Genomic DNA, 12,042 nt, shown 5'->3' with positions numbered 1-12,042 from the left:
ATGCGCACCCGGCCTGACCACGGAACTCCGGCCCGCGGCCCGGGACCGAAGCCGTGGTCGGGCGGCCGCGATTTCGTTACCGACGTTACGCGATCCGGCGCGCCGTGGGCCGTCGGGCGCGGGATGATCGATGTCTTTGCGCGTGCCGCGACAATACGACGGTTGCCGCCCCGCGGCTCACGACTAGGAAGGATGCAAGAAGGACAATGAATTACTGGTCCCGTCGCCGCTTTTTGTCCGTTCCGGCTGCCCTGACGGCCGGCCCCGCATTGGCGCAGTTCCGGGTCGACATCTCCGGCGTCGGCGCCACGCAGTTCCCGATCGCGATCGCCCCGTTCCGTGGCGAGGCCGGCTGGACGCAGCAGGTTTCGCGCATCGTGCGTGCCGACCTCGAGCGCAGCGGCCAGTTCCGCGGCATCGACGTCTCCGACACCGGGCTGGACGAGAACGCCCGCCCCGTGCCCCAGGACTGGCGTGGCCGGGGCGCCGACGCGCTGGTCGCGGGCAGCCTCACCAAGCTGGCCGACGGCCGCGTCGACGTGCGCTTCAAGCTGTGGGACACGGTGCGCGGCCTCGACCTGGGGGGCCAGGCCTACGCGGTCGTGGAAGCCGACCTGCGCCTCGTGGCACACCGCATCGCCGACTACGTGTACGAGAAGCTGACCGGCGAGAAGGGCGTGTTCGCCACGCGCATCGCCTACGTCACGCAGGCGGCGCGCCGCTACACGCTGTGGGTCGCCGATTCCGACGGGGAGGGCGCGCAGGTCGCGCTGTCCAGCGGCGAGCCCATCATCTCCCCGGCCTGGTCGCCCGACGGCCAGGAGCTGGCCTACGTGTCGTTCGAGGCCAAGAAGCCCATCGTCTACGTGCAGGACGTCGCCAGCGGCCGGCGTCGCCCGGTGGCGGCCTACAAGGGCTCGAACAGTGCCCCCGCCTGGTCGCCGGACGGCCGCACGCTGGCCGTGGTGCTGACCCGCGACGGCCTGTCGCAGATCTACGCGGTCAACGCCGACGGCGGCAACCTGCGCCGCCTGGCCACCAGCTCGGGCATCGACACCGAGCCGGCCTGGTCGCCGGACGGCAGCCAGATCTACTTCGTCAGCGACCGCGGCGGCTCGCCGCAGATCTACCGCATGCCGGCCTCGGGCGGCGCGGCCCAGCGCGTGACCTTCACCGGCAACTACAACATCAGCCCGGCGATCAGTCCCGACGGGCGCTGGATGGCCTACGTCACCCGCACCAGCGGGGGCGCCTTTCAGCTGCAGCTGATGGAGCTGGCCAGCGGCACGGTCACCTCGATCTCCGAGACCAGCGACGACGAAAGCCCGAGCTTCGCGCCGAACAGCCGGCTGATCCTCTACGCCACCCGCTCCCAGGGACGCAACGTGTTGATGACCACCACGCTCGATGGCAAGATCAAAGCCACTCTGCTGTCCAATCGGGGCGACGTCCTCGAGCCCGTCTGGGGACCTTTCCTGCGCTGAATCGGTCTGATCCATCGTTGCAGCCCGCCCCGGCGCGGGCCTGAGCTTCCGGCGCCGGCCCAGGCGGGCGTCCGTTCATACACAGGAGAATCCGTCATGAAACTTCGCACTGCCTCTTCCGTGCTGGCGGCTGCATGCATGCTCGCGGTGCTGGCGGGCTGCGGGTCCAGCGTGAAACTCGACGAAACCCCGGTGGAAAGCCGCACCGGCACGCCGGTGGACCAGGTCGGCGGGGCGCAGGGCGGTCGCGCCGCGCAATCGCAGGTGTCGTCGGTCGACCTGGCCGGCCAGCAAGACGCCGCCAACCAGCTCGGCCGGGTCGTCTACTTCGACTTCGACAGCTACGTCATCAAGGACGAATACCAGCCGATCATCGCTTCCTATGCGCGCACGCTGAGCGGCAACGCCGACCGTCGCGTGACCATCGAAGGCCACACCGACGAGCGCGGCGGACGCGAGTACAACCTGGCCCTGGGCCAGAAGCGTGCCGAGGCGGTGCGCAAGGCGCTGGCGCTGCTGGGCGTGCGCGACAGCCAGATGGAAGCGGTCAGCTACGGCGAGGAACGTCCTGCGGTGCAGGGCTACGGCGAGGAAGCCTGGGCCAAGAACCGTCGCGCGGAGCTGAACCTGCGTTGATGCGATGACGATGTACCGCTTCCTTCCCCGCCTGGCGTCCGGGGCCACCGTGCGCGCCGCACTGCTGGCCCTGGCCGTCGCCGGCTCGGCGCCGGCTCACGCGCTGTTCGGCGACGACGAGGCGCGCCGCGCCATCCTGGACCTGCGCCAGAAGTTCGAGCAGGCCAACGAACAGCATCGCAACGAACAGCAGCGCCTGGCCGAGCAGCTCGACATGGTGCGCCGCAGCCTGCTGGAACTGAACAACCAGCTCGAGCAGATGCGCAACGAGATCGCGCAGATGCGCGGGCAGGACGAGGAGATGGCGCGCCAGCTGGCCGAGATGCAGCGCCGGCAGACCGACCTGTCGCAAGGCATCGAGGAGCGCATCCGCCAGATCGAGCCGCAGAAGACCGTGGTCGACGGCAAGGAGTTCCTCGCGCGGCCGGAGGAAAAGCGCGACTACGAAGCCGCGCTCGACCTGTTCCGCAAAGGCGCGTTCGCCGAGGCGGCGGAGGCGTTCCAGTCGTTCCAGCGGCGCTATCCGGGCAGCGGCTACAACGAGGTGGTGCTGTACTGGCTCGGCAACGCCCAGTACGGCAAGCGCGACTACAAGAACGCGATGGCCACGTTCCGCAGCATGGTCGCGCTGGCGCCCACGCATCCGCGTGCGCCCGAGGCCATGCTGTCGATCGCGATGTGCCAGATCGAGCTGAAGGACCGTCCCGGCGCGCGCCGCACGCTCGAAGAGCTGATCAAGGCCCATCCCCAGAGCGAGGCCGCGGCCGAAGCCAAGGAACGCCTGGTGGCCCTGCGCTGACCGCCGCCCCCCCGCGCCGTCATCCCGGGCAGGGGCCCCCTACAATCCGGGCCCATGCCGGACGTTGATCTTTCCTCCATCGCAGCCCAGGTCCTCTGGGCTGCTTTTGCGCTGTCCGTTGCCTTTGGCGCGATTGCCCAGCGCACCCACTTCTGCACCATGGGCGCGGTGGCCGACATCGTCAACATGGGCGACTGGACCCGCATGCGCATGTGGGTCATGGCCATCGGCGTGGCCATCATCGGGTTCAACGCGATGGTCGGCCTCGGCTGGGTCGATGCCTCCAAGACCGTCTACGGCGGGCCGCGCCTGATGTGGCTGTCGGCCCTGGTCGGTGGCTTCCTGTTCGGTTTCGGCATGGTGCTGGGCTCCGGTTGCGGCAGCAAGACGCTGATCCGCATCGGCGGCGGCAACCTCAAGTCGCTGGTGGTGTTCCTCGTGCTCGGCCTGAGCGCCTATGCCACGCTGCGCGGCATCACCGGGGTGCTGCGCGTCAACACCGTCGACCGGGCGAGTGCCATGCTGCCCGTGGCGCAGGACCTGCCGACCCTGCTGAATGCGGCCACCGGCTGGTCCAAGGCCACGCTCGCCTGGGTGCTGGGACTGGGGCTGGGCGGGGCCTGCCTGGCCTGGGCGCTGGCCACGCCGGACGGGCGTGCCGGCAACACCGTGCTCGGTGGCCTGGGCATCGGCGCGGTGATCGTCGGCGTGTGGTGGGTGTCGGGCGTGCTGGGCTACGTCCCCGAGGATCCCGACACGTTGGAGGAGGCGTTCCTCGCCACCAACTCGCGGCGCATGGAGTCGCTCAGCTTTGTCGGGCCGGTCAGCTACACGATCGACTGGCTGCTCTATTTCAGCGACACCAGCCGCGTACTGACCGTCGGCATCGTCTCGGTGTTCGGCGTGGTGGTCGGCTCGGCGCTGCATGCGATGGCCACGCGCAGCTTCCGCTGGGAAGGCTTCCGTGACGTGGAGGACATGGCCAACCACCTGATCGGCGGCGTGCTGATGGGCGTGGGGGGCGTGACGGCGCTGGGCTGCACCATCGGGCAGGGGCTGTCGGGCATCTCGACGCTGAACCTGTCCAGCTTCCTCGCGCTCGCGGCCATCCTGGCCGGCGCCGTCGCGGCGCTGAAGTACCAGGGCTGGCGCATGGAGCGGCTGCTCTGAAGCGGCGATGGACGCGAACGACGCCCAGTCCTGGCAGGCCGACGAGGAGCGCCGCTTCGGCGGGCTGCGCCGGCTGTACGGGAGCGCCGGCTACGAGCGGCTGCGCGCGTCGCGCGTCGCGGTGGTCGGCGTGGGGGGGGTCGGCTCCTGGGCGGCCGAGGCGCTGGCGCGCAGCGGTGTCGCCGAGCTGGTGCTGATCGACCTCGACCACATCGCCGTCTCCAACGTCAACCGCCAGATCCACGCGCTCGAGCACACCCTCGGCCAGGCCAAGGTGCAGGCGCTGCGCGAGCGTGTCGCGGCGATCCACCCCGGTTGCACCGTGCATGCGGTGGAGGAGTTCGTCGAGCCGGCCAACTGGCCCGCGCTGCTGCCGGGGCCGGTCGATGCCGTGATCGACTGCTGCGACCAGGTGCGTGCCAAGCTCGCGATCGCCGCCTGGGCGCTGCGCGAGCACGTGCTGGCCGTCACCGTGGGCGCGGCGGGCGGGAAGCTGCGCGCGCAGGAGGTCGAGGTGGCCGACCTGTCGCAGACCACGCACGACCCGCTGCTGGCCGCGCTGCGCCAGCGCCTGCGCAAGGAGCATGGCGCGCCGCGCAGCGGGCCGATCGGGCTGGCCTGCGTGTTCTCGCGCGAGACCATCACCCGGCCGCCCGAAAGCTGCGAACTCGACGGCAGCCTCAACTGCCACGGCTACGGCTCGGTGGTGAGCGTGACGGCCACCTTCGGCATGGTGGCCGCCGGCGAGGTGCTGCGTTGCCTGGCCGGGGCTTGAGCGGCCGGGCTGGAACCGGTTAGAATATCGGGCTTTCGGGTTGTTAGCTCAGCTGGTAGAGCAGCGGACTTTTAATCCGTTGGTCGAGGGTTCGAGTCCCCCACAACCCACCATCCCCGAAGCCCTGGAAGCCGCATAAATACTGGCCTCCTGGGCTTCTTCTTTGGTCACGCCTAGCGTGATACCATTAATGAGGGGACCCTCATTGGGGGGGCTTTTGGGGGGACCCAGCCCCCATGAGGGGAGGGCCACCGGAATTGACCAGGACCCGAGTGACACGCGGGTGACGGCGCTAGGGTCGTCATTAACCGGGGGAGTCTCGCGGAAGGGGATGGTCTCGGCGTCGCTGCGGATCGCCCGCTGACCATGCAGCTCGTTCAGCTTCTCGGCGGCGCGGCTCGACACGTCCAGCACCAGGAGCTTGGCGTACTTCTGGGTCATGGCGGGGGAGCTGTGACCCAGCAGGGCCTGCACCTCGTACAGGGTGAACCCGTTTTGGATCAGGCGCGAGGCGAAGGTGTCCCGGAAGGTGTGCGGGGTCACCCGGCCCATCGCCTGGACCTTCAGGGGATCGTTCAGGCCGGCGGCGTCGATGCTGGCCTGGATGCCGCGGGTGGCATGCCCTCGGGGGATGTCCTCGTCGGCCCAGTTGCGTCCCTGTCCAGCGGGGAACAGGTAGCGCCGGGTGCCCAGGCGTTGCAGCCGGGCCTCCAGCATGCGTCGCAGGCGGGCGGTCATCTTCAGGTCGGACGCCTTGCCGAACTTGGAGCGGTACAGGTTCACCACCCCGCGCTCCATGTCCAGCACGTCCCGAGTCAGCCGGGCGACCTCGTTGTACCGGGCCCCGGTGTCCAGTAGAAAGATGCAGAGGTCGATCTGGTCCTGGATCAGGACGTTGCCGATCTTGCCGCCGCCCTTGCTCTCCTCGTATTTGCGCTCCAGCTCGGCCAGCAGGGCCGTCTCCTCCTCCAGGGTCAGCCAGCGCAGTTTGCCCTTGGACTCCTTGAATTTCAGGGCGCCCGCGGTCTGGCGCTTGGAGGAGAAGACCAGGGGCTTGGCGGGGGTCACCACGCCGTTTGCTGCGGCGAAGGCGACCAGGGACTGCACCAAGGCCATTTCGCGGTTGATCGTGGCCGGGGAGTTCCCCTCTAGCGCACGTGCGTTACGTAGCTCCAGCAGCGTCGCATGGGACAGTTCATGTACAGGAAGGTCGCGCGAAAGCCCGAAACGGGGCCGCACCTGCCCCCGGTCGTCCTTGTACGTGGCCTGCACGACCTTCCCGTCCACCAGGGCCCGGCCGAACAGCTTGCGCACGCGCGACTCGTTGTTCTTCCAGTCCCGGTGGGTGTTCTTGCTGGCCGCCAGCCAAGCGTCGGCGAGCTGACCCATCGTCCATCGCTTGATACCCTGGCGTTTGGCGGCGACATCCTCGGCGACCTGCTGACGGATGCGGTTGACGATGGCTCGCGCCTCGGTCTTCGATGCCGTTCCCGTGGCGCCGCGGTAGCGTTTGCCCTTGTACACGAACTCGTAGTACCAGTTGGGCGATCCGTTCCGTTTGAACAGCATACGGGGCTCCTCTCCGGTGTCGGTCAGTGCAGCGCCGCGAGGGGGAGGGCGGCGCCCGGGGCGCCCGTGAGTAGAGGACGCCCGTCCAGGTCCTTGACCGTGATCATGTTGGTCGTCCAGTTCCCCTCCAGAAGCAGCTCGTGGTCACCCTTGACGGCGATCAGCCAAGGCTCACAGTGCCCGGCAGTCACGTCGCCCTCAGGGGCGGTCTCAGTCACCTGATACCCGGCCAGGCTTGCGGCCAGTCTTAGCGAGTCCAGATTCAAAGCTGCGGTTGACATTCGAGGTTTCCCTTGGAAGATTCTCCGCGTCGTGCGGGTGGATGCCCCCAAACAATGCGTAGTGCGCGTGGGGGTCGTACCAGTACAACATTTGCCGGGCGAACTCCCGCGTGTCCACTCGCAGCAGCTCCGCCCAGGTCGGCCAGTCTTCAGGCGGCACACGACCGATCCCCCGTTCGATCTGGGAGATCATCGTCAGGTACGCATAGCCCAGTCGGGTAGCCATCTCCAGTTGGGTCAGGCCCGCCTGCTCCCTGAGGGACTTTAACCATGCCCCGGCCCGCTTCCGCATCGTCCGGGCCGTGCTCCCGGTCGCGTTGTAAAGCGCATTCGCCATGTGATCCGCCTTTCGCTTGAGTTAAGTTACGTTCTTAGATACGCCTACTTTACGCACTGCTCCCATATAGCCTTGATGACTAGGACAATCGCAATGCAAGCAGCGATAAATCCTATCATTGCTTCACTCTCCTACGACAGCTCACCAGGTCCATCGCCACGACCTCCCCACTCCCGAGCCTCCCCCGGTGGATGAGGACTCTGAGGGTAATGTATAGGAATCCTTAGAGGGGGATGGGCTAGGGAACCCCACGCCACTACCCCGCCACAGCAAATCCTGGGGAGTCCCAGGAAGTCCCTAGGAAGTCCTCAGGATAGGGTGGGGAGTCTTAGGAGGGGTGTTCGTGGAGCGTCCATCCCTCATCAATCAGAGAAGACCATGCAAGGGAGACCAAGGACTCCTTGACAGGCCCTCTAAGACGTTCAGGGATAGCACCGGTGAGCCCAGCCTCCTCTAGGGGGACCAAGCGTCCTGCACGGAGGATCGCAAGGCTCCAGCCTTCATCCTCGTGCCCCACCATGAGCACCTGGTCCCCCGGTGGGAGTCTCCAGGCCGCGCGAAGCAGTTCCTCGGGGTTCGGACGGTCCCGAAAGGTCGCTCGGACGGCCCCAGAGGGGTCCCGCAGAATGAACAGCATCGCTTGTGGTGGTCTGCGCCTTGCTGGGACGCACATTCTACGTGCGCCACAGGTCCCGCTCATGCCCTCTAGGGGTGCCAGAGGGCATGGACTGGAGCCGTGAGGCGCCAGTCAGGTGCGACTGTATCAGGTCGTTACTGGTTGTGACCTGTCAGGTCCCTGTCAACCTTAGCAGGTTGCTCGACAAATCCATCGCACGACCGCAGCCAGGTCGGGTCGAAGTTGAAGGCCAGATGAACCAGCCGTTACGGACCCCGCTGGGATGGTCGGCGACCGTCGCGTCCAGGTTCATGCAGAGGACGTGGGCGTCCCCAGGCAGCTCCCGGCGATGAGCGCAGCGCCAGCAGTCGGGCTTGGTGGTGCTTGTCTCATCCGCGGATCGCCTCCAGGAGCTTGCCGAGCATGTCCGGCGGCAGGGCAGGCTTCTTGAAGGCCACCTGGCGCACCCCGTGGAGGTCCGCCTTGACCTCCAGGCCCAGCTCGGGGTGGTCCATCATCAGAAAGAAGCCGTCGTGGTCGATGAGGATCATGTCGCGCTGGAACCCCAGCTCTGCCAGCTTCTTGGCCTGCTCTGTCAGGTACTGCCGCTCCTGGATCATCACGGCCAGGTTGACCAGGACCTGCTTGGCGAGCATGCGGGCGTAGGCATCCTGTACCAGGGCCTCGTGAAGGCGCTGGGCGATCACCGCGGGCTCGTGCGAGGCGTTCTCGTACACGTCCGGGACCTCCTGCTCCCGGTCCTGGATGTCCCAGGCGGCTTCGTGCGGGGTCACGCGGGCCCCTGGCGCAACTCCAGGTGCCAAGGTCATGCCGACGGCCGGGGCCTTGCCCAGTCCCGTGGGGAAAACGTACAGCTCGAAGCGCAGGCCAGCAGGGTCATGCACCCAAGCTCGCTCCGGGTCAACCGGCTGGTCCTTCATGGGCTCCCAGTAGCCGGCCTCGGTGCCGGCCTTCACGACATCGTTCAGGACGCTCCGGGCGGCCTGCATGGCCTGGGGCTGCGGCAGGCCCCGGAACGGGTTGCGGTAGTTCATTGACACTCCTTCAGCAGGTTCAGGACGGTTGCCAGGCGGTCCAGGTTGGCGGTACTCAGGGCGATGTGGTCCATAGTCAGGCGCCCCCCGGCGCACAGCGTCGCGCGGCCCAGGTCGCGGTGGTAGAGGGTGCGCTGGCTGAAACTCTCACGGTCCATGTTGTGGACCTCGAAGCCCAGGCCGCGCAGAGCCTCGGTGAGGCGGTCCAGGCTCACGCGGTTCTCCAGGCGGGCGTCCAGAGCCTTCAGCACCTTCGCGGCGATGTCACGGGCCTGTTCGGTGCCCGTCACGCGGCGGTAGAGGTCCTTGGCGATGGCCTCGGCCCCGCGCTTGTGGTCAGCGTAGGCGATTGGCAGCTTGGTGGAGTAGGCGACGACATCGCGCGGTGAGACCGCCAGGCCATCCCGGCGCAATGTGGCCACGCGGCAGCCGATCTTGCCGGCGTACTCCCAGATACCGGCCGACAGCTCGAAGGTCAGGCCCTCGGCGTCGCGCACGAAGAAGAAGGGGAACTCGCGGGTGCCTTGCGTCTGGTCTTCAGCGCGAGTCCAGTAGCCCAGGCGCTCCCCCGCGGCAATCACGTCCGGAACCAGGGCCAGCGCGGCCTCGCGTAGGGTCTTCGCGGTTTCGTAGGTCATGCGTCAAGGTCCTCCATGTCAACAGCCGCCGCGGCCATCACCGCCACTGTCTCGTCACTTCCCGCGCACAGCAGGGTCTCCAGCAGGTCGAAATTCATGTCGCGTTCCTCTCGTCATACGGCCCTTGTGGCCGGGCAAAAGCGCCCGCCGGGGGCCCCTGAGGCCCCACGGCTGAAGCTCTTGCGTCAGGCTTCGGCGTACTCGGCACCCTCCAGGGCGCCCAGGTTCGGAGTACGGCCGTCGTCTTGGTAGGGCGGCGGCTCCTCGACGGGGCCGAACGCCAGGTTCCGCTCCCAGCGGCCCGTCGCGCGGCGGGTGAGGATCGCGGCCGCGGCCTGCGCGGCGGTGCGGTAGACCGGGCCGAGCGAGCCGTTCTCGGTGTGGTGCGGTTGGTACAGCACATGCCCGTCGCGGCTCACGCCGCGCACGCCCCAGGCGTCGAACTCGGCCGGCTTCAGCACGGCGGGGTTGACCAGGTGGGACACGCTCGCGGCCCGGCGGATTTGCTCGATTCCTTGCATTGGTGGTTCTCCAGGTTCCTGCAAAAGCGCAGGCCCAGGCCCCCGGGTAGGGGCTAGGGTCTGGGCTCTCAGTTGAGGGAATCCCGGCGGCGCTCGGCCAGCTCCTCGGCCTGCGCGAAGGCCCGGCCGTAGGCTTCCAGGCGCTTTTCCTTGTTGCCCAGCGGGTAGAAGAAGGTCCCCACGATGCGCCCGCTCGGGTCCACGACATCGGCCGCGCCCAGGTTGGTCGCGGTGTGCTCCACCACGCGCACGACGTAGGGGTAATGCGAGCCGGCGCTGTGCTTCTGGATGCTTGATCCGTCCGGATGGTGGCCTTGGTACATGCTCGGTTCTCCAGGTTGTCAGGCGACACTGCCCACGAATGCCCAGCACGCTGGGCAATCGTTGGAAGTGGCGTCAGGCGGAGACCATCGCGGCTGCGGTGCGCAGCGCGTCCCCGTGGTCCTCGGTCCAGTAGTCGGCCTCGTAGCGGCGCAGGCCGCCGACCCATAGCTCGACGCGGTATTCGCCGGTGCTCCCGCACCGATACACAAAGGCTCTGCGCTTGCGGCCATCGAAGTGCGCGATATGCAGAAGGCGGTCAGGCATGGCAGTCCCTCAGAAGTAGTCGGCCAGCAGGTCCGGCCGGTGGAAGTAGGCGCAGTGGAAGGCCAGGGCCTCGGCGTCGTCGTCCTGCACCCAGACCGTGCGGCCCGATGCGACGTGCTCGACTTCATAGGCCCAGCCGTTCCCGTAACTGCGGATGCGGTAGGTCCCGGCTTGGAACTCGGCGGTCAGGCGTGCGCTCATCGGGCCACCTCCACTCGGGCCACGTAGATCACGCGCGGCGCCCCCGCGAATTCCTTCGGCAGGAACACGCGCCGGCCGTCGGTCCAGGCAATCGGGCGGTAGGGCTCGGACGGGCGCTGCGCGACACGGCGCACCCGGTAGGCCAGCTTGCGGCGAAGCGGTGTCGTCATGGCGTTCCCCTCCTCAACCGCCGAAAGCGAACAGGCGCAGCTCGGCCTGGGAACGGGCGCGACTGTCCAGCGCCCAGTGGTCGTTACGGGTTCTTCTGTCCATCGTTCGTTCTCCTGCGATGCCGGGCAAAAGTGCCCAGTGATGCCGCCAGGCTATTAGCGGCATCCCTTGGCACTCTCACGCTAGTTTGCGGCGCAGTTCAGGCGTGGGAATGGTGGTGCAGGTGTCCAGGTGGAATACGGCGAGCTGGTCGTGCTTGGTCGCGACTTCCAGCGCATCGGCAGGCGTCGAGACCACGATGGACACGTCGAGATACGTGAAGCCATCCTCCTCATTGAACCAGGCGCCCAGGTAATGATGCGGCTGCGCCAGAAGGACGCCGTGCCGCGAGAGATAGGACGCAAGCCGGTTGATGGTCAGGGCCTGGAACTTTTCCTCTCGGTCTTTGTAGGGGGACACCGCCCAGCCCGTGGTGCGCGGCTTGCCCGTGGTGACGTTCAGCGTAATTCCACCGTTGCGGCGAATATCGGCCACGATTTGGTCCAGTCTCAGGGACATTTGAATACTCCAAGGGTTTGCGTTGAGGCACTTCGTCGGCAGCCTCTTTCGCCGCCAATGGACCGCACGCGGCCCATTGGTACATGCGCGGAATCCTCCGGCGTGGCGCAGGCCCAGCACTGGCAGCCACCCAGCCGCCTAGGGCCTTATCCCGGTTTCACCGGCTTTGCGCAGGATGCGCAGGGAGCCTTGCCCAGTTAACGCCATGCCATCATCGGCACGCATGGGGTGCGCCTTGTTAAAGAGCGAGGAGTCTTGCGACTCGTTGGGGAGAATTGTAGCACTGTCACGCTACTTTGTCAACCCCTAGGGACCGTGACGCTATGCAGCGATCCCTTGTGATTGTCGCGTTACTTGTCGGCCGTGCCTTCAGGCTAAGGGCTTACCTTCACGCTGCGCCGAAACTACCTGCGGTAACCCAGCATCACCTGGCTTTTCTCACCCGCCGGCAATCGCGGCATGGGGTGAACTATAGCGTGACAATGCCGCGCTTGTCAATCCCTAGGACCGTTGCGCTAGTCCGAAAAAAGAAACAGGGGCAGGCAAGCATGCGCGGCCCCAGTATTGGCCGGACCAGCCAGCCCGTAGCCCAGGCCGTCCCAGGCAGGCCCACCAGCTAGGCCGCAGTCTTACTAGTCCGATG

The 12,042-nt window shown here is 67.3% G+C and carries 15 protein-coding genes, 1 tRNA gene and 1 pseudogene; 6 read left to right on the top strand and 11 right to left on the bottom strand.

Annotation, left to right across the window (positions count from 1 at the left end; all coding sequences use genetic code 11):
* Window positions 1-206: 206 nt before the first annotated feature.
* The 6 genes from tolB (at window position 207) to IS481_RS12175 (ending at window position 4,977) form a co-directional block, all read left to right on the top strand.
* Entirely contained in the window at window positions 207-1,484 is a 1,278-nt protein-coding gene (gene tolB / locus IS481_RS12200) for a Tol-Pal system beta propeller repeat protein TolB (protein WP_104355694.1), read from the top strand.
* A 96-nt stretch (window positions 1,485-1,580) separates the two neighbouring features.
* Window positions 1,581-2,120 carry a peptidoglycan-associated lipoprotein Pal gene (gene pal, locus IS481_RS12195; protein ID WP_104355693.1) on the top strand — a complete coding sequence of 180 codons (540 nt, stop codon included), beginning with the start codon at window positions 1,581-1,583 and terminating at the stop codon, window positions 2,118-2,120.
* A gap of 10 nt (window positions 2,121-2,130) precedes the next feature.
* Window positions 2,131-2,919 (top strand): tol-pal system protein YbgF, encoded by a 789-nt coding sequence (gene ybgF, locus IS481_RS12190; RefSeq protein WP_104355941.1) that lies wholly within the window; start codon window positions 2,131-2,133, stop codon window positions 2,917-2,919.
* A gap of 54 nt (window positions 2,920-2,973) precedes the next feature.
* Window positions 2,974-4,089 carry a YeeE/YedE family protein gene (locus IS481_RS12185; RefSeq protein ID WP_104355692.1) on the top strand — a complete coding sequence of 372 codons (1,116 nt, stop codon included), beginning with the start codon at window positions 2,974-2,976 and terminating at the stop codon, window positions 4,087-4,089.
* A 7-nt stretch (window positions 4,090-4,096) separates the two neighbouring features.
* Window positions 4,097-4,864: a tRNA threonylcarbamoyladenosine dehydratase gene (locus IS481_RS12180; protein WP_104355691.1), complete on the top strand. Its 768-nt coding sequence runs from the start codon at window positions 4,097-4,099 to the stop codon at window positions 4,862-4,864.
* 37 nt (window positions 4,865-4,901) lie between these two features.
* Window positions 4,902-4,977: transfer RNA gene (locus IS481_RS12175), tRNA-Lys, on the top strand.
* Window positions 4,978-5,293: 316 nt separating this feature from the next.
* Here the strand turns inward: IS481_RS12175 and IS481_RS18580 are convergent.
* The 11 genes and pseudogenes from IS481_RS18580 to IS481_RS12125 form a co-directional block, all read right to left on the bottom strand.
* Window positions 5,294-5,980: pseudogene (locus IS481_RS18580) on the bottom strand (tyrosine-type recombinase/integrase); the annotation flags it as partial.
* Window positions 5,981-6,456: 476 nt separating this feature from the next.
* Window positions 6,457-6,714 (bottom strand): hypothetical protein, encoded by a 258-nt coding sequence (locus tag IS481_RS12165; RefSeq protein WP_194963381.1) that lies wholly within the window; start codon window positions 6,712-6,714, stop codon window positions 6,457-6,459.
* Window positions 6,644-7,006: a helix-turn-helix domain-containing protein gene (locus IS481_RS18575; protein WP_419469239.1), complete on the bottom strand. Its 363-nt coding sequence runs from the start codon at window positions 7,004-7,006 to the stop codon at window positions 6,644-6,646. The genes IS481_RS12165 and IS481_RS18575 overlap by 71 nt, the downstream gene beginning before the upstream one ends.
* A 1,050-nt stretch (window positions 7,007-8,056) precedes the next feature.
* Window positions 8,057-8,722, bottom strand: a complete 666-nt coding sequence (locus IS481_RS12155) for a hypothetical protein (RefSeq protein WP_104355689.1) — start codon at window positions 8,720-8,722, stop codon at window positions 8,057-8,059.
* Window positions 8,719-9,360, bottom strand: a complete 642-nt coding sequence (locus IS481_RS12150) for a hypothetical protein (RefSeq protein WP_104355688.1) — start codon at window positions 9,358-9,360, stop codon at window positions 8,719-8,721. Before IS481_RS12150 ends, IS481_RS12155 begins: the two co-directional genes overlap by 4 nt.
* 185 nt (window positions 9,361-9,545) lie before the next feature.
* On the bottom strand, window positions 9,546-9,845 hold the full coding sequence (locus IS481_RS12145; protein ID WP_114699306.1) for a hypothetical protein: 300 nt from the start codon (window positions 9,843-9,845) through the stop codon (window positions 9,546-9,548).
* Window positions 9,846-9,949: 104 nt separating this feature from the next.
* Complete coding sequence (locus tag IS481_RS12140; protein WP_104355686.1) at window positions 9,950-10,204, bottom strand: hypothetical protein; 255 nt, start codon at window positions 10,202-10,204, stop codon at window positions 9,950-9,952.
* A gap of 73 nt (window positions 10,205-10,277) precedes the next feature.
* Entirely contained in the window at window positions 10,278-10,412 is a 135-nt protein-coding gene (locus IS481_RS18495) for a hypothetical protein (RefSeq protein WP_259376935.1), read from the bottom strand.
* A 66-nt stretch (window positions 10,413-10,478) separates the two neighbouring features.
* Complete coding sequence (locus IS481_RS12135; RefSeq protein ID WP_104355684.1) at window positions 10,479-10,670, bottom strand: hypothetical protein; 192 nt, start codon at window positions 10,668-10,670, stop codon at window positions 10,479-10,481.
* Window positions 10,667-10,840, bottom strand: a complete 174-nt coding sequence (locus tag IS481_RS12130) for a hypothetical protein (RefSeq protein ID WP_170067420.1) — start codon at window positions 10,838-10,840, stop codon at window positions 10,667-10,669. The genes IS481_RS12135 and IS481_RS12130 overlap by 4 nt, the downstream gene beginning before the upstream one ends.
* 178 nt (window positions 10,841-11,018) lie before the next feature.
* Window positions 11,019-11,399 (bottom strand): hypothetical protein, encoded by a 381-nt coding sequence (locus IS481_RS12125; RefSeq protein WP_104355683.1) that lies wholly within the window; start codon window positions 11,397-11,399, stop codon window positions 11,019-11,021.
* Window positions 11,400-12,042: the final 643 nt, after the last annotated feature.

The organism is Caldimonas thermodepolymerans (genome assembly GCF_015476235.1).
GTDB lineage: Bacteria > Pseudomonadota > Gammaproteobacteria > Burkholderiales > Burkholderiaceae_C > Caldimonas > Caldimonas thermodepolymerans.
The sequence above is the reverse complement of the archived record's forward strand: the minus strand, read 5'-3'. Positions and strand labels throughout refer to the sequence as shown.

Excerpts from the sequence above, each read along its gene's own strand:
- IS481_RS12150 (WP_104355688.1), bottom strand. The coding sequence starts at position 9,360 with ATGACCTACGAAACCGCGAAGACCCTACGCGAGGCCGCGCTGGCCCTG.
- IS481_RS12130 (WP_170067420.1), bottom strand. The coding sequence starts at position 10,840 with ATGACGACACCGCTTCGCCGCAAGCTGGCCTACCGGGTGCGCCGTGTC.
- ybgF (WP_104355941.1), top strand. The coding sequence starts at position 2,131 with ATGTACCGCTTCCTTCCCCGCCTGGCGTCCGGGGCCACCGTGCGCGCC.
- IS481_RS12140 (WP_104355686.1), bottom strand. The coding sequence starts at position 10,204 with ATGTACCAAGGCCACCATCCGGACGGATCAAGCATCCAGAAGCACAGC.
- IS481_RS12185 (WP_104355692.1), top strand. The coding sequence starts at position 2,974 with ATGCCGGACGTTGATCTTTCCTCCATCGCAGCCCAGGTCCTCTGGGCT.
- IS481_RS12125 (WP_104355683.1), bottom strand. The coding sequence starts at position 11,399 with ATGTCCCTGAGACTGGACCAAATCGTGGCCGATATTCGCCGCAACGGT.
- tolB (WP_104355694.1), top strand. The coding sequence starts at position 207 with ATGAATTACTGGTCCCGTCGCCGCTTTTTGTCCGTTCCGGCTGCCCTG.
- IS481_RS18575 (WP_419469239.1), bottom strand. The coding sequence starts at position 7,006 with ATGCGGAAGCGGGCCGGGGCATGGTTAAAGTCCCTCAGGGAGCAGGCG.
- IS481_RS12165 (WP_194963381.1), bottom strand. The coding sequence starts at position 6,714 with ATGTCAACCGCAGCTTTGAATCTGGACTCGCTAAGACTGGCCGCAAGC.
- IS481_RS12135 (WP_104355684.1), bottom strand. The coding sequence starts at position 10,670 with ATGAGCGCACGCCTGACCGCCGAGTTCCAAGCCGGGACCTACCGCATC.
- IS481_RS12155 (WP_104355689.1), bottom strand. The coding sequence starts at position 8,722 with ATGAACTACCGCAACCCGTTCCGGGGCCTGCCGCAGCCCCAGGCCATG.
- IS481_RS12180 (WP_104355691.1), top strand. The coding sequence starts at position 4,097 with ATGGACGCGAACGACGCCCAGTCCTGGCAGGCCGACGAGGAGCGCCGC.
- pal (WP_104355693.1), top strand. The coding sequence starts at position 1,581 with ATGAAACTTCGCACTGCCTCTTCCGTGCTGGCGGCTGCATGCATGCTC.